Source organism: Serratia sp. G204Y, from assembly GCF_051172435.1.
Classification (GTDB): Bacteria; Pseudomonadota; Gammaproteobacteria; order Enterobacterales; family Enterobacteriaceae; genus Serratia; species Serratia sarumanii.
The window spans coordinates 1,237,966-1,256,696 of sequence record NZ_JBPIZA010000001.1 but is presented as its reverse complement, the minus strand read 5'-3'; the positions used below and the strand labels follow the sequence as shown (position 1 = coordinate 1,256,696).

Annotated in this window: 14 protein-coding genes; 8 read left to right on the top strand and 6 right to left on the bottom strand. The window is 62.6% G+C overall.

Going from position 1 to position 18,731, the window contains the following annotated elements; genetic code table 11:
• The first annotated feature begins 19 nt into the window (after positions 1 to 19).
• Positions 20 to 400 carry a DUF4440 domain-containing protein gene (locus ACSBQQ_RS06045; protein WP_039566101.1) on the top strand — a complete coding sequence of 127 codons (381 nt, stop codon included), beginning with the start codon at positions 20 to 22 and terminating at the stop codon, positions 398 to 400.
• 482 nt (positions 401 to 882) lie between these two features.
• Here the strand turns inward: ACSBQQ_RS06045 and ACSBQQ_RS06040 are convergent, their stop codons facing one another.
• Positions 883 to 1,032: a GrpB family protein gene (locus tag ACSBQQ_RS06040; RefSeq protein WP_080281293.1), complete on the bottom strand. Its 150-nt coding sequence runs from the start codon at positions 1,030 to 1,032 to the stop codon at positions 883 to 885.
• 263 nt (positions 1,033 to 1,295) lie between these two features.
• On the opposite strand from ACSBQQ_RS06040, the gene ACSBQQ_RS06035 reads away from it, so the two are divergent.
• Positions 1,296 to 1,673 (top strand): VOC family protein, encoded by a 378-nt coding sequence (locus ACSBQQ_RS06035; protein WP_060428074.1) that lies wholly within the window; start codon positions 1,296 to 1,298, stop codon positions 1,671 to 1,673.
• Positions 1,674 to 1,758: 85 nt separating this feature from the next.
• Here the strand turns inward: ACSBQQ_RS06035 and ACSBQQ_RS06030 are convergent, their stop codons facing one another.
• Entirely contained in the window at positions 1,759 to 2,217 is a 459-nt protein-coding gene (locus tag ACSBQQ_RS06030) for a YbaK/EbsC family protein (protein WP_060428072.1), read from the bottom strand.
• 169 nt (positions 2,218 to 2,386) lie between these two features.
• Here ACSBQQ_RS06030 and ACSBQQ_RS06025 point away from each other — a divergent pair, with 169 nt between their 5' ends.
• Entirely contained in the window at positions 2,387 to 2,812 is a 426-nt protein-coding gene (locus ACSBQQ_RS06025; protein ID WP_060428070.1) for a DUF2231 domain-containing protein, read from the top strand.
• Between the two features lie 13 nt (positions 2,813 to 2,825).
• Positions 2,826 to 4,127 (top strand): PQQ-dependent sugar dehydrogenase, encoded by a 1,302-nt coding sequence (locus ACSBQQ_RS06020; protein WP_060428068.1) that lies wholly within the window; start codon positions 2,826 to 2,828, stop codon positions 4,125 to 4,127.
• 42 nt (positions 4,128 to 4,169) lie between these two features.
• Here the strand turns inward: ACSBQQ_RS06020 and ACSBQQ_RS06015 are convergent, their stop codons facing one another.
• On the bottom strand, positions 4,170 to 4,400 hold the full coding sequence (locus ACSBQQ_RS06015; protein ID WP_033653148.1) for a hypothetical protein: 231 nt from the start codon (positions 4,398 to 4,400) through the stop codon (positions 4,170 to 4,172).
• Between the two features lie 340 nt (positions 4,401 to 4,740).
• Here ACSBQQ_RS06015 and ACSBQQ_RS06010 point away from each other — a divergent pair, with 340 nt between their 5' ends.
• The 3 genes from ACSBQQ_RS06010 (at position 4,741) to ACSBQQ_RS06000 (ending at position 7,727) form a co-directional block, all read left to right on the top strand.
• A complete protein-coding gene (locus ACSBQQ_RS06010; RefSeq protein WP_230122172.1) occupies positions 4,741 to 5,127 on the top strand; it encodes a DUF2946 domain-containing protein in 387 nt (128 codons plus the stop codon).
• A 278-nt stretch (positions 5,128 to 5,405) separates the two neighbouring features.
• A complete protein-coding gene (locus ACSBQQ_RS06005) occupies positions 5,406 to 7,424 on the top strand; it encodes a TonB-dependent copper receptor (RefSeq protein ID WP_326770642.1) in 2,019 nt (672 codons plus the stop codon).
• A gap of 141 nt (positions 7,425 to 7,565) precedes the next feature.
• A complete protein-coding gene (locus ACSBQQ_RS06000) occupies positions 7,566 to 7,727 on the top strand; it encodes a hypothetical protein (protein WP_016927696.1) in 162 nt (53 codons plus the stop codon).
• A gap of 118 nt (positions 7,728 to 7,845) precedes the next feature.
• Here the strand turns inward: ACSBQQ_RS06000 and ACSBQQ_RS05995 are convergent, their stop codons facing one another.
• The gene (locus ACSBQQ_RS05995; protein ID WP_060425767.1) at positions 7,846 to 8,400 is read right to left on the bottom strand and encodes an NAD(P)H-dependent oxidoreductase; all 555 of its coding nucleotides are present in this window, start codon (positions 8,398 to 8,400) and stop codon (positions 7,846 to 7,848) included.
• 104 nt (positions 8,401 to 8,504) lie between these two features.
• Here ACSBQQ_RS05995 and ACSBQQ_RS05990 point away from each other — a divergent pair, with 104 nt between their 5' ends.
• Positions 8,505 to 8,864 carry a winged helix-turn-helix transcriptional regulator gene (locus ACSBQQ_RS05990; protein ID WP_060428064.1) on the top strand — a complete coding sequence of 120 codons (360 nt, stop codon included), beginning with the start codon at positions 8,505 to 8,507 and terminating at the stop codon, positions 8,862 to 8,864.
• Positions 8,865 to 8,868: 4 nt separating this feature from the next.
• Here ACSBQQ_RS05990 and entS read toward each other — a convergent pair whose 3' ends face one another.
• Together entS and ACSBQQ_RS05980 are read right to left on the bottom strand one after the other, a co-directional pair.
• Positions 8,869 to 10,152 (bottom strand): enterobactin transporter EntS, encoded by a 1,284-nt coding sequence (entS, locus tag ACSBQQ_RS05985; RefSeq protein WP_039566083.1) that lies wholly within the window; start codon positions 10,150 to 10,152, stop codon positions 8,869 to 8,871.
• A 60-nt stretch (positions 10,153 to 10,212) separates the two neighbouring features.
• Complete coding sequence (locus tag ACSBQQ_RS05980) at positions 10,213 to 18,723, bottom strand: non-ribosomal peptide synthetase (protein WP_060428062.1); 8,511 nt, start codon at positions 18,721 to 18,723, stop codon at positions 10,213 to 10,215.
• Positions 18,724 to 18,731: the final 8 nt, after the last annotated feature.

The following is an 18,731-nucleotide window of genomic DNA, read 5'->3' as shown; positions in this document are numbered from 1 at the left end:
GATCAAAAAGGAGGGCATTTTGATCCATTTTGCAGAGTGGCTTAGCCACATCCAGGCGCTTGAGGTTGAACTGCACCAGCCAACAACGCGCTGCGATCCGAAGCGTGTCGCGGCATTGCTGCATGAAGACTTTGAAGAGATTGGCCGCTCAGGCCTACGTTATGACAAACGCCAGACCGTTGCGGCGCTGGAGATGGAAACGGATTATCCGCAGATTTTCGCCGAAGGTTTTAAGCTGGCGCAAATCAGTGATAGCGCCGTATTGCTGACGTATAAAAGTTTTCAGCGTGACGCGCAGGGCCACGCCGTGCGTTGCACAGAGCGTTCGTCGATTTGGCTTCTGACAGCCAAGGCAGGTTGGCAGATGCGGTTTCATCAAGGCACGCCGACTGATGATTGAGCCTGGTTTAAAATCCGATCTAATGGAATGACAACAAGCCTGGCAGAAAGACAGATGTCGGAGGGATAAAGCTGCAGGTGAGGAGAGAAGATGCTCAGGGATGGCCCTGGTGCGTATCCAGTAATTAAATTTAACATAATATACATTATGCGCACCTAGGTAATGATATGTGGATTCTGCCGTCCAGGCCTGATTTATGGGCTTTCTCCTGCGGCCAATCATGCCAGCGCCGGCTGCTCATGCCGCTGAACTAATTCGTTTTTCAACCGGCCATAAGCCCGGCGGTCTTCTGCTGTCTGGTGTTTGTGTTGCTCAGCAACACCATGATGCTTGCGCAGATAATCTCTGAACGCCAACTGTCTGATCGCCTGTTCACTTGCTGCAGCAACGCCTGCCGGTAATGCCGTTCTCGCCACGCGGCGTAGGTCTCATGCCATGCATCTTGTCATTCACACCATCCAACGCCGCCAGCCTTTCAATCTTCAGCAAGATATCAATCGTTGGTTTGGCACTGCTGTACTGCCGATATGATGAATTGCCGTTAATACGCCAGCCAATATCTCGCGTAGTTTCAGCGCTGCATCTTTATAACGCGGATCATAAGGCTCGACCGTGATGATGCGCTCTGTCATTTTCCGCTCCAATAATGATGACCGGACATGATTTCAATGGCGCATCTCCGCCGATAAGGGGTAAAAATCCCCTGCTTTTTTGATCGCGCTACGTAAAATCTGGCAAAACGTGGCTGCTACGGTACCGCAGATTTCTCCAAAACGCGTCATTTCAACGGGCACTATTCGTACGCTAAATGCGCATTGGCGTCCGTTTTCATCGTTTTCGGCGCCCACCACGGCGTTGGCTATACTGAATGGGGACACATTCCAGGAGCCTCCCCATGTTTGACCATGTGAAATTTGGCGTCAGCGACTTTGCCCTTAGTAAAGCGTTTTTCCTCAATGCACTCGCGCCGCTGGGCGTAAAGATCGTTGCCGAAGGCGAACCCGGCTATGGCGTCGAACTTTGTCACGATCGGGCTAACGTGTCATTGTGCCTGTTTCAAACCGATGAAAAACCGGCGCATCTGCACCTGGCATTTGCCGCAAGCAGCCGTGAACAGGTCGATGCGTTCTACCACGCCGCGCTAAATGCCGGTGGCAAAGACAATGGCGCACCCGGTTTACGGCCCAATTATCATGCCCACTACTATGCGGCATTTGTGATCGGCCCGGATGGCCACAATATCGAAGCGGTGTGTCATAACCCGATGAGCTAGTAATTTTTCCAGCTAAAACAGCATATTAATCACGAGTTGATGCACGCTATTTAACATAACGCAATTGTGACATGGTCACTTAACGTTACCCCGTCACGTCAATCCACTCTGCTCCGGTGATGCTGGCCAGGCGTTGTGGCGCAATTCTCACGCCTGAGTTATCGCTGCCGCCTGCCGGAAGCACTTCACCGTAGCAGCACAGGCTGCGATCGCAGTAAATTCTTACCGTTGCCGGTGCGGCAAAGGGGCAAACGCCGCCCGGTGGATAGCCGGTCAGCGCCTCCACCTCCTCCGCCGGCAGCATGCGCGCCTTTACGCCGAAGAATTGTTTGTACTTCTTGTTATCGATTCTGGCGGTTCCCGCCATCACCAACAGCACTACGCCGTCGTTCACGCGAAACGACAGCGTCTTGGCGATCTGCCCGCTCTCCACGCCAAAGGCTTCCGCCGCCAGCGCCACCGTAGCGGTATTCTTTGCCAGCACCGTCACCGCCGTTTCCGGCGCGTGCTCGGCCAGAAATCGCTGAACGCGCTCTATACTCATGCCCATCCTCCCGATGTTGCTAAGCCATTGATAATGCCGCAGTGAGGGTTTCGGTTTTAACATCGCATGCTAAAAATGAGAATCAAAATTGTTCAAATCGGTGAATCTGAACAAAGCTTTAAGGGGCCAACGCCCTTTTTTACCTATCATTTTTCATGGAGATACCTGCATGACCACGCAAACGACAGCAAGGCCTTCAGCGGTCGCGGTGGCCGTCTATGAATGGCTCAATCCGATACCCTACGGATTTTTCACCGCTGCGCTGATTTTCGACATTATCTATGCCTGCACGGCGAATATTCAGTGGGTCAACGGTGCCAGCTGGCTGATCGCCATCGGCCTGATTTTTGCCATTATTCCCCGTCTGATTAACCTGGTGCAGGTGTGGTTCGGCAGCGGCCGGCTGCAGGGGCCATCGGTCAAGCTCGATTTCTGGCTGAACTTGCTGGCAATCGTTCTCGCCATCATCAACGCTTTCGTGCATAGCCGGGATGCGTATGCCGTGGTGCCGCAAGGTCTTGTGCTGTCTGCGATCGTGGTCGCGCTGCTGAGCCTCGCCAACATTCTGCTGGCCGTGGGCGCCCGCGCAAAATAATAAGGAGGTTTTCATGAAGCTATCATCGATCGCGATTGCGCTTTCGGCCGTGCTGGCGCTGGCCGGCTGCGATAACAGCGCCGTCATTTCACCGGAACAACAAATGGGGCCGGATCCGACGTTGCCGGCGGCGCAAGACTTCCTGATGCCGCCGATGCAGGTGCCAAAGGGCGTCGGCTGGCAGCAAAATCAGATGCCGAAAGTGGCCGAAGGCTTGAAAATCGATAAGGTGGCGGACGGTTTGCTGCACCCGCGCCAGCTGCTTACCCTGCCCAACGGCGATGTTTTGGTGGTGGAAGCCAACGGGCCGGGAGCCGAAGCGGTGAGCACGCCCAAGCAGATGATCGCCGGTTTGGTGAAGGGCCAGTCCGGTAAAGGCGGCAAAGGGGGCAACCGGATTACCCTGCTGCGCCCAACCGCCGATGGCAGCTGGGAAAAGCATGTCTTCCTCGAAGGGCTCGATTCGCCGTTCGGCGTCCAGCTGATTGGCAACACCCTGTATGTGGCCAACACCGGCAACATCATGCAGTACGCCTATCAGCCGGGCGAAACGCGCATCAGCGATGCGGGTAAAGAGCTGGCCGATCTGCCGGACACCATCAACCATCATTGGACCAAGGCCCTGCTGGCCAGCCCGGACGGTAAAAAGCTGTATGTCGGCGTCGGTTCAAACAGCAACATCACCGAAAACGGCCTGGCCGTAGAGTACCGCCGCGCCGCCGTGCTGGAAGTGGACACCGCCTCCGGTGCCAGCCGCATCTTCGCCAGCGGCCTGCGCAATCCGACCGGGCTGCAGTGGGAACCGCACAGCGGCAAGCTATGGGCCATCGTCAACGAGCGTGACGAGATCGGCGCCGATCTGGTGCCGGACTACCTGACCTCGGTGCAGGACGGCGGCTTCTACGGCTGGCCTTACAGCTATTTCGGCCAGCACGTCGATCGGCGGGTGCAGCCGGCGCGGCCGGATCTGGTGGCGAAAGCCATCAAGCCGGACTACGCCCTCAGCTCCCACGTCGCGCCGCTGGGGCTGCTGTTCTACACGGCGGACGCTCTGCCGGCCGAGTATCGCGGCGGCGCCTTCGTCAGCGAACACGGCAGCTGGGATCGCTCGCCGCTGAACGGCTACCGGGTCAGCTACGTGGCGTTTGAGCAAGGTAAGCCGGTCGGCAAACTCAAAGCGGTGGTCACCGGCTTTGTCTCCGACGACGAGAAGGAACTCTATGGCGCACCGGTAGGATTGGCGGTCGACAAGACCGGCGCCCTGCTGATTGCGGATGACGTCGGCAACACCGTTTGGCGCGTTAAATCGAAATAAGCTCAAGGCGTTGTCGGCAGGCAACGCCGCAAAGCCAGCTTGTCATTCTCGCATGCAAGCGTGGCGGGTATGGCTCAGTGTACTGTGTAATTTATCGTACTCTTCACGGGTAATTTTTTGCGTGGCCAGTAAGGTGCGCAAGGTTCCGTACAGAAAACCGAGCTCATACCCCCGCGCGTAGCCCTCTGCACTGTAACGGTTGATCTCACCGGTTTTGAGCGTTTCAATACCGTCATTAAGCCAGTCCAGTGCGTCCTGAGTGGTCAAATCCATCGTTGCTTCCCCTTATCAAGCGAAAAATAAAAGCCTAACACGCCCTTGTTATTGAGTATATTTTTGCGGGTTCCATTTTCGACATATCTTTGGAATTTATAACTGGCTGCGTATCCCTTGGCCGCTTTGCATATAATTTCGCTTAAATTTGAATCACTGTTTTGATCTCATTTTCATCAACAGATCGTTGGCCAGAAATAAAAGGTTTTAACATTTCGACATAAACCAGTACAATTCCCTACCCTGTGTTAACCCTTTTTTTAGGTTGATTGTGTCGTTAATTCAGCGCTCTGCATCGCGAAATCGGGCCGCCGCCTGGTTAGGGGTGTTTGCCATTCTGATGTTGTTCATTGCGCCGGTGGTCTCGCGATCCCTGGAGCATGTGCGCGCCGGAAGTGCTGGAGCGACCGTCATGGCGGATTGCGGCATGGATATGCCGATGCATCACGGGATGCACTCGCCGCCGCCTGAGCCTGAGAAAGCCTCACAGCCGCTGATGCAGCACGGCGGCGGCCACCACAACATGGCGATGATGATGGACGACAGCGCCTGCGGCTATTGCGTGCTGTTGCTGCACGCGCCGCTGCTGGACGTGAGCCACGGCCCGCTGTTCTGGTCCCAGTCGCTGGCTTCGCGCCCGCCGCCGATCCACTATCTCGTCCCTCTGTTTGCCCACGTTGTTCACACCGAATTACAGCCGCGCGCGCCCCCCATCTCTTTCCTCTGATTTAACAATAAGCCCATTGCCGTTCTCTGTATTGCCGTTGATCGTTTCAACCCGGCGGAATTAATTCGCCCAACGGTTAATCATCGAGACGACATTATTAATCCGGTTATTTCCAGGTTGATGGAATTAACCCCCGTATTTTCCGATGGTGATTTTCGCCAGGCCGCCCCACGCCTGAATAATCCCTCGGCCAAGCACGGAAAAAGTTAGCTTAAGGAAAGATGATGTTTAAACCGACTTATAAAAAGAACGCCGTCAACCGCGCCATTACCACCGCCATGCCGCTGTTTCTGCTGGCCGGCCACGCGGCGCAGGCGCATCAACACCCTGCCGGCGCCCAGGTTAATGATGGCGACGTGATCACCGTCACCGCGCCGCTCTACTCCCCGCTGACCATCGTCACCTCGCCGAAAACCCCACGCCAGCCGGTGCCGGCCAGCGACGGTTCGGACTACCTGAAAACCATCCCCGGCTTTTCGCAGATCCGCAACGGCGGCACCAACGGCGACCCGGTGTTCCGCGGCATGTTCGGCTCTCGGTTGAAGATCCTCACCGACGGTTCGGAAATGCTGGGCGCCTGCCCAGCGCGGATGGATGCACCGACCTCTTACATCTCGCCGGAAAGCTTCGATCTGTTGACCATTACCAAGGGGCCGCAGACGGTGCTGTGGGGGCCGGGATCGTCGGCGGGCACGGTGCGTTTCGAGCGTGAGCGCCCGCGCTTCGACAAGCCGGGTATCAAGGGCAACGCCAGCGTGCTGACCGGCTCCAACGGCCGCTGGGACGAGAACATCGACGCCAGCCTCGGCGCCGAACAAGGCTACCTGCGGGTGATGGCCAACAAATCCCGTTCCAACGACTATCAGGACGGCACGAATACGCGCGTGCCATCGCGTTGGGACAAGTGGAACGGCGATCTGGCGCTCGGCTGGACGCCGGACGCCGACACGCTGCTGGAAGTAACTATGGGCCGCGGCAACGGCGAAGCGCGCTATGCCGGCCGCAGCATGGACGGTTCGCAGTTCAAACGCGAAAGCCTGGGCATGCGGGTGGAGAAATCCAACATCGGCGACGTGCTGGATAAGCTGGAAGCGCAGGTCTACTACAACTACGCCAACCACGTAATGGATAACGTCACCCTGCGATCGCCGGGCAGCGGTGGCATGGCTGGGCACGGGGGGCATGGCGGCATGAGCATGGGGATGGGCGGCCACGGCGGGCACATGATGTCCTCCGGCATGACGATGCAGCTCGATCGCCGCACCGTCGGCGGCCGCGTGATGGGCACCTGGCAGTGGCAGGACGTGAAGCTTGAAAGCGGCCTGGACACCCAAACCAACACCCACCGCAGCATGAACCGCGGCAGCTGGGAAAAAGACGCCCAGTTCAACAGCTACGGCGCCTTCAGTGAACTGACCTGGTCCACCAGCGAACAGGATAAACTGATCGGCGGCGCGCGCCTCGACCGCACCCTGGTGGAGAATTTCCGCAGCGGCAGCGCTGGGGAACGTTCGGACACCCTGCCGAGCGGCTTTATGCGCCTGGAGCATACGCTGGCCGACCTGCCGCTGATGCTGTATGCCGGCGTCGGTTATACCGAGCGCTTCCCGGACTACTGGGAGCTGTTCTCGCCGAAGCTTGGCCCGAACGGCAGCAAGGATCCGTTCTCCAGCGTCAAGAGCGAGAAAACCACGCAGCTCGACATCGGCGCGCAGTACAACGGCAAACGCTTCAACGGCTGGGTCTCCGCTTATGTAGGCCGCGTCGATGATTTCATCCTGTTCAAATACGATCCGCACAACGCGCGCCTCAGCCAGGCCGATAACGTCAACGCCAACATCATGGGCGGCGAAATGGGCATGGGTTATCAGCTGAGCGAGCACTGGAAAACCGACGCCAGCCTGGCCTACTCCTGGGGCAAAAATAGCAGCGACGGCCGGCCGCTGCCGCAGATCCCGCCGCTGGAGGCGCGCCTGGGGCTCACCTATGAGTACGGCGACTGGAGCGGCACCGGCCTGTGGCGTCTGGTCAGCAACCAACACCGCGTGGCGATCAACGAAGGCAACGTGGTGGGCAAAGACTTTGCCGAAAGCGCCGGCTTCGGCGTGCTCTCCGCCAACGCCGCCTACAAGGTGAATAAAAACGTCAAGCTGAGCGCCGGTCTGGATAACATCCTGAACAAGACCTACAGCGAGCACCTCAACCTGGCGGGCAACAGCGCCTTCGGGTACTCGGCCAACAGCGCGGTGAATGAACCGGGCCGCACCCTGTGGGCCAAGGTTAACGTCACCTTCTAAGCCGTTCACCGGGCGATGGGCCACCGTCGCCCGGTCAGGCGATATGCGATCCGGTTCTTAGGATATGAGTTTTAAGTTTTTCCCATTCGGTTAGGCGGCGATTACTATCATCTTCAGGTTAATCATTGCCCCGGAGGGAATATGCAAAAGATCACTCGTTTTCTGGCCCTGCTCGGCGAGCTGATGATCGAAAAAGCCGAAGACGCCGCGCCGCAGGCTGCTCAGCCTGACGATCGCGACGACGCGCTGCCACCGCGTCTCGAACGTGGGGTTCCGCTGGCCGACCGCTTCCTGTTCATGTAATTCCCCCCACTCTGTTTTCATCCGGCATGCTCGTTCACACAGCACGCACGATAGATGCTGACAATCACCGCCGGCAAGTAGCCGGATGCGCATGCCCTGGCGCATCCGGGGCGTGCCGTTAATTCAGGGCGGCGAGAAATGCCTGGTAGCCCTGCGCGCTGCGATCCAATTCGTGGGATTGCAGCGGTTCCACCGTGCCGTCCGGAGCGGCCTCCCTGCCGTAAAAGGCGAAGAACGAGGCATAGTCGGCCCGCACGTAACCGGCGGTGACTTCAAACGGCCGGAAGATTTCCTCCAGCGAGTAGCGATAGCGCCCGTCGCGCGCATAATCCTCTGCACGCACCCCCGCCGTGACCGCCAACGCCAGCTTCTTGTTTTGCATCTTGTAGCCGCTGCGCGAACCGTAGGCCCAGCCGTAGGTCAGCACGTCGTCCAGCCATTTTTTCAGCAGCGGCGGGCTGCTGAACCAGAAAATCGGGAACTGCAGCACGATGTTGTCATGGGCTTCGATCAGCCGCTGCTCTTGGGCGACGTCGATCTGCCAGTCCGGGTAGGCCTGATGCAGTTCGTGCACGGTATACCGCTCCGGATAGCGCCTCAGCTCCTCCAGCCAGCGTTTATTGACCACCGAGTTCGCCATATCGGGATGGGTCACCACCACCAGGGTTTTCATATCGATTTCTCCAGTCAAGTGTCTACCGGCGCATCATAGGTTATGCTGGAACAATGTAAAATACGCACACTCACGACACATACTTACCCTGGAGAAAGCACTCAATGACCGCCGAATCCCACTGCAGCCCAACGGGCATCAGCCTCGAAGACACCGGCTATGGCTATACGCTGTCGGTGATCAACGGCAAATATAAAATGATTATTCTCTACTGGCTGGCGTTGTATAAGCCGGTATTGCGGTTCAACGAGCTGCAGCGCTGCATCGGCACCATTTCCTACAAAACGCTGAGTTCGACGCTGAAAGAGCTGGAAAAAGATCGGTTGGTGGTGAGAAAGGAATATCCGCAGATCCCGCCCAAGGTGGAGTACAGCCTGTCCGAACGCGGGCGTTCGCTGATCCCGGTGATCGACATGATGTGCCACTGGGGGGAACAGCACCGGCCGGAACAGCCGGTGCCGTGAGGGGTTAGTTGTCCGCTGCCGCCGAGGTTGCCGGCGCGGGCTCATCGTGCTCGACCAGCGCGTCCGCCGGCCGGCACTGGCGCAGCGTGCGCACGCTGAAGGCCACCAGCACGCCGAGCACAGCGGCGAATGCGCCAAACGACAGCACGCTCATCAACGGGGTAAACACCCTGCCCAGTACGCCGAGCCCCAGCGCGCCGATCGAATCGCCGGTTACGTCCTGCGCGGTGCCGAGGCTGTTCACCCGCCCCAGCAGATGATCCGGCGTATTGCTCTGGATCAGCATGAACTGCAGGAGTGAAGCGATGGCGTTGGCGTAGCCGTAGCACACCAGCGCCAGCAGCGCCGGCGCCAGGTGGCTGAACAGCCCCAGCGAAGCGATAGCGGTAAACGCGACGATGGCGGCGACCAGGATCAGCACGCCGGGCCGAGAGAAACGCCCCACCCAGCCGCTGGTCAGCGCGCCCAGCATCGCACCGAGCGGCACCGCGGAATACATCAGGCCAATTGAGGACGCGCCGACGTGGTAAGCGTCCTGCGCCAGCGCCGGGAACAGCACCCGGACGGCGCCGACGATGCTCATCAGCATTCCCAGCAGCACCACCGACCCCACCACCTTATTGCGCCAGACAAACTGGAAGCCGCTGGCGAGCGCGCGCAGCGGGTGTTCCGGCTCCTGCTGCTGCGGCAACAGCGTCGGCAGGCGCACCAGTGGGACAAGGGTGCCCAGCGTCCCGGCGGCGGCCACGGCGAACGCCAGCCCCACGCCGCCGAACACGATGATGATCCCGCCCAGCGCCGGCGCCAGGATCGCGCCGATGCGCACCGTTACCATGCTCAAGGCCCCCGCCGCCGCCAGGTTTTCGCGCCCGACCAGCAGCGGGATCACCGCCATCAGCGCCGTCATGCCCAGCGCCCCGAAGAAGCCGTCCCAGGCCGCCAGCAGGTAGAGCGCCAACAGCGAAGGCGCCGGGGCGAAGGCGTTCAGACTCAGGGCGACAAAGCCCAGCCCGCAGGTGCCGCGCGCAAACAGGATCAGCTTACGGCGATCGTAGCGATCGGCGAGCACGCCGCCCAGCATCAGGCCGATAAACATGCCCACCCCGTCCAGCGCCACCGCCACGCCCACCTGCAACGTGGAGCCGGTCATCGCCTGGATCTGAATCGGCACCCCCACCGCCAACATGCCGAGGGAAAACACCGACAGCATGCGGGCGCAGAAAATCGCGCGGAAATGCGCATTGCTTCTCAGCAAACTGAAATCAAGAAAAAAAGAAGGTCTGGCCATAGTGTCCTGCATATCATGTTTTAGTACGGGCCGGGACGCACGCCCCCCGGCCCGGTTGCGTTATACCAGCCCGTATTGCCGCGTCAGCAACGAATGCAACAACGGCCCGAGCGTCTCCAGCGAAGCCGGCGACAGAATGTCCGCGTGTTCGCAGCGCTGGTGATGGCAGATCAGTCCATCCAGATACGGCGCCCACACGGCGTCGATGTCCATCTCCGGCGGCAGCGTCTGGTCGGCGACAAACAGCGTCGCCGTGCCGTGGAAACGCCGGCTGCGCGCCTGAGACAGAATGCGCACCGCGTCGCGGTAGTTGGCGACGATGCTGTCGAACATTGCCGCCTTCTCCGCCATCAGCGCCGGATCGCCATGATCTTCCGCCATAAACTCGGCCTGCTCCTGCGCCACCTCTTTCTGCGCGTCCTCCTCGCTGGGGCCGGTCCAATCCTGGCCTTCCGGCGGATAGGTATCCAGCATGCCGAGGAACGCCACCTCTTCGCCCTGCTGCTGCAGGCGCGCGGCCATCGAGTGCGCCAGCGTGCCGCCGAGCGAATAGCCCAGCAGGTAGTAAGGCCCCTGCGGCTGCAGGCGGCGCAGATTGGCGAGATGACGATCGACCATCTGCTCGATATCCTCGCAGGTGGCGATGGCGCCGTCCGGTCTTGGCGACTGCAGGCCGATGATGGGGTAACTGCCCGGCAGATAACGGCTCAGCCCCGAGTACTGCCAGGCGAAACCGGAAGCCGGATGCAGGCAGAACAGCGCCGGGCCTTGGCCGGCCCGCAGCTGCAGGCATTCGCCGACGCCGCGGCTCTCGGCCGAGTTGGCCGCCTGCGCGTCATCGAGCAGGTGCGCCATCTTCTCCAGGCTGCGGGCGAACATGATCTGCCCGACGCTCAATGGCCGAGGCACGCGGCGACGCAGCTCCGCCGCCAGACGCATCGCCAGCAGCGAATGGCCGCCCAGCGCGAAGAAGTCGTCGTCGGCATACACCGTCTCGCGCCCCAACAGTTCCCCGAACAGCGCCGCCAGCAGGCGTTCGCTGTCGCTCTGTGGCATGCGGCCACTTTGGTGGCTCAGCTGCGGCCGCGGCAACGCCTTGCGATCCAGCTTGCCGCTGGCGCTGAGCGGGAAGCTGTCGGTCATGACATAGCTGACCGGCATCATGTGCGCCGGCAAACGCTGCTCCAGCGCCTGATGCAGCACGGCGGTATCCAGCGTCACGCCCGGTTGGGCGATCAGCCAGGCGACCAGCTGGCGCATATCGGCACCGCCAAGCCCCGTCGCGCCCTCGCCCAGCTCGATGGCGTGCACCGCCGCTTGCGCTACCCCCGGCTGCGCCAGCAGCGCCTGCTCGATTTCCCCCAGCTCGATGCGCTGGCCGCGGATCTTCAGCTGATCGTCGCTGCGCCCTAAATACTCGACGCTGCCGTCTTCCAGCCAGCGGGCGATATCGCCGGTGCGATACATGCGCGCGCCGTTGCCGGCGGGATCGGCGACAAACCGCTGTGCCGTCAGCCCCGGCCGATGCAGATAGCCATCGGCCAGCTGAATGCCGCGCAGGTAAAGATCGCCGGCGCAGCCGACGGGCACCGGCCGCAGCATCGCGTCGAGAATGCTCAACTGGGTGTTCCAGACCGGTTTGCCGATCGGCACGCCGGCGCCGCTCACCGCCGCCAATGCCGCGCCGGACGCCGGTTGGTAGGTGACATCGACCGCCGCCTCCGTCGGGCCATACAGGTTGTGCAGCGGCGCGGTAACCAACGCCTGATAGCGGGAAGCCAGTTCACACGACAGCGCCTCACCGCTGCAGAACACGCGTTTCAGGCTGGCGGCGGCGCGCTGTGGCGCCCGCTCGTTCAGCGCCTCCACCCAGATAGCCAACATGGACGGAACGAAATGCAGCGTGGTCACGCCATAGTCGTCGATCAACGTCGTCAGCGCCTGCGGATCGCGATGCGCCTCCGGCGGCGCCATCACCAGGCGCGCGCCGACCATCAGCGGCCAGAAGAATTCCCAGACGGAAACGTCGAAGCTGCACGGGGTTTTCTGCAATACCACGTCCTGCGCATCGAGCGCATACTCGTGCTGCATCCAGAACAGGCGGTTGACGATCGCCCGGTGGTTCACCACCACGCCTTTCGGCCGCCCGGTAGAGCCGGAGGTATACAGCACGTAGGCGGGATAATCGCCGTTCCCCGCCGGCAGGCGCGCAGGCGGTTCGCGCCCGCTGTCGTCCAGCGCATCGAACAGCAGCGTCGGCGCCAGCGCGGCAAAGCGGGCATCCAACGCGCTCTCGGTGATAATCAGCCGCGGCTTGGCGTCCTCCACCATGTAGGCCAGCCGCTCGTCCGGGTAGCCGGTGTCCAGCGGCAGCCAGGCGGCGCCGGTCTGCACAATCGCCGTCAGCGCCAGGCTGAGGCGCACGGAGCGCGGCAACGCCACCGCGACGATATCCCCCGGCTGAATGCCGGCCGCCGTCAGCCGCTCGGCCAGCAGCGCGGCCTGGCGCTGCATGTCACGGTAGCTGAGGCTGTGCCCGGCATCCTGCAGCGCGATGCGTTCCGGCGTGCGCCGCGCTTGATCGGCGATCGCCTGATGCAAGGTGGTGTCCGCCACCGCCTGCCCGGTGCGGTTGACCGCCGCGATCAGCGTCTGCTCCTGCGGCGTTTGCAACTGCCAGCGCGGCAGCGGCAAATCCGGTTGGGCGATCCACTGTTGCAACAGCGCCATCAGCCGCGCGGCGAAGCGCTCAGGCTGCGGCACCGAGGCGCGGTACTCCATCAGCAGACGCAGACGCTCGCCCGGCAGCACCAGCAGCGTCAGCGGATAGTGGGTATAGCCTTTGTTGCGGATGGCGTCGCAGCGCAGCGACCCTGCGCCGCCCAGCAGAGCGTCGTTGTCCGGGTAGTTCTCGACCACCAACAGCGTATCGAACAGCGTGCCCGCCCCGGCCAGGTGCTGAATTTCACCCAACCCCAAATCGTCGTGCTCCAGCAGTTCAATCTGCCGGTGCTGCAGCTCGGTCAGCTGTTCCGTCAGCGAACGATCGTGCTGCAGACGCACCCGCACCGGCAGCGTGTTGCTGAACAGGCCAACGTGTTCCTCGACCCCTTCTATCTGGCCAAAGCGGCCGGAAACCGGCGAGCCGAACACCACGTCCTGCTGGCCGCAACAGCTGGCCAACTGCAATGCCCAAATGCCCTGCATCACGGTATTGAGCGTCAAACCGCGTTCGCGACACAGGGTCAGCAAGCGCCTTTCCTCGGCCGGCGGCAGCGTCATTTCCAGCTCGTGCACGCGATCGTCCTGCGCCTCACCGAACAGCAACGTCGGCCGCACGTCCTGCAGCGTCTGGCGCCAGAGGCGGCGCGAAGCTTCGGCATCCCGCGCGGTCAGGCGGCGCACGATATCGGCATAGTTCGAACGCAGCGGCGGCAACGCCTGCTCGCCTTCACGCAGGGCCAGCATCAGATCGTTGAGCACCACCGGCGTCGACCAGCCGTCGACGATCAGGTGATGCGCGTTAAGGAACAGCGTGTAGCGTTCGCTATCCCCGTGTTTGACCAACAATGCATGCAGCATCGCGCCCGGCTGGTTGAACAGATCGCGCTGCAGTTCCTGCTGCTCCAGCCGGTGCAGTGCCTGCACCTCCTGTTCTTCGGCCAGCGGCGGCAGCGCGTGGCTTTCCAGCGGCCAATGGCTTTCCTGCGGGATCAGCTGCAACGGCTCGCCCTCGCGGTTGAATCGGGCGGCCAGCTGCGGATGGCGGCGGATCACCGCATTCAGCGCCTGCCGAAGTTGATGCGCGTCCAGTTCGCCGCAGAGGCTCAGGCGCGTCAGCGAGTTGTAGCTGCCGCCCTGCTGCGCCGTCTGCGCATGGAACAGCAGGCCGTGTTGCAGCGGCAACAGCGGCAGCGCCGCGGCTAACGGCCCGCACTCCCGCTCCCAGGCGCGCACCGCTTCATCATCGACGCCCGGCTGGGCGATTTCGGCCGCCACCAACGTCGCCGCCGCGCGTTCGGGATGCCGTTCGGCAAACTCGCACAGTGAACGCACGGCGTGCTCGATGCCGCTGTGCAGCTGCGCAATGTCGCTCTCGCTGAACATTGCCTCCAGCCAGCTCCAGTTAATCGCCAGGCAGGCGCCGTCGCGCCGCTCCTCGACAAAGATATTCACTTCCAGCCCGTAAGACGGCGCCTGCTGCGCATCCTGCGCCACGGCGAAGGCGTCGCGGAAGCGGGTCTGGCTGCGCTGCGGCGTCCAGTGCGCCTCATCCTGGCTGAAACGCCCAAGGTAGTTGAATAAAATCTCCGGGGCGTTGCGCTGCGCCAGCGCCGCCAGATCGTCACGCTGCGGATGCAGATAACGCAGCTGGCCATAGCCGACGCCGCGATCGGCCACCGCGCGCGTCGCCCGTTTCACCGCGCGCACTGCCTCATTATGCTCGGCGTCATGCAGTTCGATGCGCAGCGGGTACTCCGCCGTCAGCCAGCCGACGGTGCGGGCCAGATCGAGGCCGTCATCCAGTTCGGCGCGGCCGTGCGACTCCAGAGAGAAACGCAGCGAAGCAGCCTGGAAACGGCGGCGGCAGGCCTGAGCCAGCGCGCACAGCATGATCTCTTCAACCTGGGCGCGATAGTTCTGCGGCAATGTGCCGAGCAGCGCGGCGGTCAGCCGGCTGTCGAGCAGCGTGCGCCGTTCGCTCACCGAGGCGATGCGATCGGTCTGCGGTTCCAGCGCGCGCCGCCCCAAACGCGGCACGCCGTCCGCCAGCATCTGCCGCCAGAACGGCAGCTCGGCTTCGCGGCGTTCGACGTCGGCCCGTAAACGCGCGGACCATTCATAGAGCGAGGTTTCCTCCGGCGGCAGCGTGATCGGCTGCCCCTGCATGGCGCTGTCGGCCACTTGCCGCAGCTCGTCGAGCAGAATGCGCCAGGAAACGCCGTCAACCACCAGGTGGTGGATCGCCAGCACCAGCCCCAGGCTCTGCCCGTCACGCTGCAACAGGATCGCCTGCATCATGGCGCCGGCCGCCGGATCGAGCTGCTCGAGTGCGGCATCAAACGCCTGTTCCGCCGCTAGCTCCAGTTCGCCGGATACGGCCTGAACCTGCATGAACTCAGCGGTAGTGGCTTCCTCGACCACCAACTGGCCGTCGCGGATCCTGGCGCTCAGCGCCGGGTGCGCCGCGCGCAGCTGTGCCAACGCATAACGCAGCTGTTCCGGTTGCAGCTCGGCGGGCACGCGCAGGAAAACGCCGTGCGCGAAGCGGCGATGCATATCGCCCGTCTCGGCGAACCAGTGCAAGATCGGCAGCCCGTCGATCGGGCCTTGCCGCACGCTGCGTGCGGTCTGAGAGCCAACGGCCAGCGGCTGCATCGCCTGCGCCATGCGCGCGGGGGTGTGCAGCGCGAAGATCTCGCGCGGCCGCAGCAGATAGCCTTTGCGCCGCAGGGCGGTGCCCAGCCCCATCGCCGAGATGCTGTCGCCGCCGAGCGCGAAGAAATCGTCGTCTGCGCCGACGCGCTCCATTCCCAACAGTTGGGCCATCGCGCGGCAAATCAGCCTTTCCTGCTCGGTGGCCGGTTCGCGAATGCTTTGCGCCAGCGTTTCCTGCGGTTTGGGCAGCGCCTGGCGGTCAATCTTGCCGTTGACGTTCAGCGGCAGCTCCGGCATTACCACCAGGATCGCCGGCACCATATAATCCGGCAGACGCTGCGCAAGCTGCCCCAGCAGCTCGTTTTGCAGCGCCGGCGAGGCGCGACGCGCGTCATCCTGCACCGAGCAATAGCCGATCAGGCGATAGGTGGCGCCGATCGGTTCGGCGATCACCACCGCCCGCCCCACGTCCGGCAAGGCGGCCAAGGCGCTTTCCACCTCACCCAGCTCGACGCGGAAGCCGCGCACCTTGATTTGGTGATCGGTCCGGCCAATGAATACCAGCTGGCCCTCCGCGCTCCAGCGCATCAGGTCGCCGCTGCGGTACATCACCTCGCCTTCGGCGAACGGGTTGGCGACAAAGCGCGCCGCCGTCAGATCCGGGCGGCGCAGGTAACCGCGCGCGATGCCCTTGCCGGAAATGTACAGCTCACCCGCCGCGCCGATCGGCACCGGCTGCAGGCGGCTGTCGAGCAACCAGACTGAGGTATTGGCGAGGGGACGGCCGATCACCGGCTGGTCTGCGGCCGTCACCGGCGCGCCGAGGGTATCGACGGTGTATTCGGACGGGCCGTAATAGTTGTGGATCTCCACCTCCGGATGCTGCTGCATCAGGTTCCACAGCGTCGGCGTCGCCGCCTCGCCGCCGATCATCACGAACGAAGGCAGCGGGAACTGCCCTTTCAGCAGACCGCAGTCCACCAGTTGCGAGAAGAACGACGGCGTGATGTCCAGCAGATCGATCGGCGTCTGCTGGGTCTGTTCCAGCAGCGCCCAGGGGTCGCGGCGCAGCTCCTCATCGAAGATAACCAGTTCGCTGCCCATCATCATGCAGAACAGCGGTTCCCAGGAGGAGTCGAAAGAGAACGAGGCGGTATGGCCGGCGCGCAAGCGGCGCGCGTGGCGGGCCTCGAATTTTTCGATCGCCGGGCCGAACAGAGAAGCCTGGTGCGACAGGAACAGGTTCAGCAGCCCGCGGTGCGTGGACATCACGCCCTTGGGTTTGCCGGTCGAACCGGAGGTGTAAATCATGTAGGCGAGATGCGCCTCGTTCAGCGGCACACGCCGTTCGTCGTCCGTTATCGGCGTGGCCGCGGCGGCCGCGCAGCGCGCCAGGCACGGGGCGTCGTCCAGGCACAATACCTGCGGCAGATCCGGCATGTTGGCCCGCGTGTCACTGTGGGTCAGCAACATCACCGGCCGCGCGTCGTCGCACATCAGCGCCAAACGTTCACGCGGATAGTCCAGATCGAGCGGCATATAGGCCGCGCCGCTGGCCAGCACGCCGAACAGCGCGACCAGCGTGTCCACCGAGCGCGGAATGCCGATGGCGACCACGTCTTCGGCGCCGATGCCGCTTTCGATCAGCACTCGCCCCAGCTGCATCACCCGTTCGGAGAGCTGCCGGTAGCTGAGGCGCACGTCGCCGCAGGACACCGCCAACGCCTCGGGCTGACGCTCAACCTGGCGCTGGAACGCATCCATGATCGAAATCATGCCCGCCGGCGGCGTCAGCTCAGCGCCGCGCCCCCAGGCCGCGAGTTGTCTGAGTTCCCCCTCGCCGATCAACGCCAGTTGACCGTTCGGCTGGTGCGGCTGCCGCGCCAACTGCTGCAGCCAATGGCCGATGCGCTCCGCGTGGTGCTGCAAGGTGCGCGGCGAGTATTTGGCCGGGTTGGCGACCAAAGACAGCGTCAATACGCCGCTTCGAAAACCGATCTCGAACTCCAGGTCGTCGACCGGCCCCATCGCCAGCGTATGGGTGGTGGCCGCCTGACCGTCGAACGACAAGGCGCTGTGGTAGACCTTGACGTTGACCACCGGCCCGTACAGTTCCTGATGGCCGCCGACCAGGCCGAGATCGCGTTTGATCTGCTCCGCCTCATAGCGTTGATGGCGACGCGCCTGCTTGATCTGCGCCACGGTGGCAAGGCAGACATCCGCCAGCGACATCTCCGGCGTCACGTTCAGCAGCAGCGGCAGCACGTTGACCACCGGGCCGACCGCCGCCAGCGCCTGCGACCCCATCCGGCGCATGAAAGGAAAACCGATTGAGAAGCGGGTTTCGCCGCTCATGCGCGCCAGGTACAGCGCCAGCGCCGCCGTGACGATATCGGCCGGCTGCAGCGACTGCAGCGCGCCATCACGCAGCGCTTCGTCAAACAGCGATTCAGGCAGCACCAGCGCCTGTTTGAGCGGCCGGGCGCCCGCCTCAACCTCCCGACTCTCCGTCGATAATGACAGCGGCGACGGCAAATCGCGCAGATGCTGGCGCCAGAATTCGGCCGCCCGCTCACGTGCGGGCGAGGTTTGCCATTGCTGAAACTCTTCCACCACCTTGCCGAACGGGGTAAACGGCGAGGCCGCCGGCGCCAGCCCGTGGCGCAGCGCGCGATAAATATCGGCGATCCGACGGGTGATGGCTTCGAAGCTGAAGCCGTCCAGGGTCAAATGATGAAAGCGCTGATACCAGAACCAGCGATCGGCGCTGACGCGGATCACCGCATGGCGATAGAGCGGCCGCTCGCCGTCCGCCGGCAGATCCTGCGCCAGATCGTCGTTCATCAGCGCCAGCGCCGCCTGTTCGGCGTCCGGCCGCGCGCTGAAATCGAACCACTCCGGCGCCTGCACGCGCGCAGGATCGGCGTTCAGCGGCAAACGCTGCACCGGCTGGCCGTCCTGCGCCTCAAAGAACTGCGCCTGAACCGTATCCGCTTCGGCCAGCCCCTGACGGATCGCGCGCTCCAGCGCCGAGCGGTCGATAGCGCCGTGCAGTTCGGTGTAGTGCGCCACCGCGAAGCCGTTGCGCCGCAGCGCGATTTGGTCGGCGATCCAGATCCCCGGTTGCGCCGCAACCAGCGGATAATCCCGATACTCGACCCGAGTATCCGGCAAAGAAAGCGTTTCTGACATGGTGTCTG

Coding starts and splice junctions, on each gene's coding strand:
- ACSBQQ_RS06020 (WP_060428068.1), top strand. CDS start 2,826: ATGAAGCTATCATCGATCGCGATTGCGCTTTCGGCCGTGCTGGCGCTG.
- entS (WP_039566083.1), bottom strand. CDS start 10,152: ATGGCCAGACCTTCTTTTTTTCTTGATTTCAGTTTGCTGAGAAGCAAT.
- ACSBQQ_RS05980 (WP_060428062.1), bottom strand. CDS start 18,723: ATGTCAGAAACGCTTTCTTTGCCGGATACTCGGGTCGAGTATCGGGAT.
- ACSBQQ_RS06035 (WP_060428074.1), top strand. CDS start 1,296: ATGTTTGACCATGTGAAATTTGGCGTCAGCGACTTTGCCCTTAGTAAA.
- ACSBQQ_RS06040 (WP_080281293.1), bottom strand. CDS start 1,032: ATGACAGAGCGCATCATCACGGTCGAGCCTTATGATCCGCGTTATAAA.
- ACSBQQ_RS06010 (WP_230122172.1), top strand. CDS start 4,741: ATGTTGTTCATTGCGCCGGTGGTCTCGCGATCCCTGGAGCATGTGCGC.
- ACSBQQ_RS06025 (WP_060428070.1), top strand. CDS start 2,387: ATGACCACGCAAACGACAGCAAGGCCTTCAGCGGTCGCGGTGGCCGTC.
- ACSBQQ_RS05995 (WP_060425767.1), bottom strand. CDS start 8,400: ATGAAAACCCTGGTGGTGGTGACCCATCCCGATATGGCGAACTCGGTG.
- ACSBQQ_RS06015 (WP_033653148.1), bottom strand. CDS start 4,400: ATGGATTTGACCACTCAGGACGCACTGGACTGGCTTAATGACGGTATT.
- ACSBQQ_RS06000 (WP_016927696.1), top strand. CDS start 7,566: ATGCAAAAGATCACTCGTTTTCTGGCCCTGCTCGGCGAGCTGATGATC.
- ACSBQQ_RS05990 (WP_060428064.1), top strand. CDS start 8,505: ATGACCGCCGAATCCCACTGCAGCCCAACGGGCATCAGCCTCGAAGAC.
- ACSBQQ_RS06030 (WP_060428072.1), bottom strand. CDS start 2,217: ATGAGTATAGAGCGCGTTCAGCGATTTCTGGCCGAGCACGCGCCGGAA.
- ACSBQQ_RS06005 (WP_326770642.1), top strand. CDS start 5,406: ATGCCGCTGTTTCTGCTGGCCGGCCACGCGGCGCAGGCGCATCAACAC.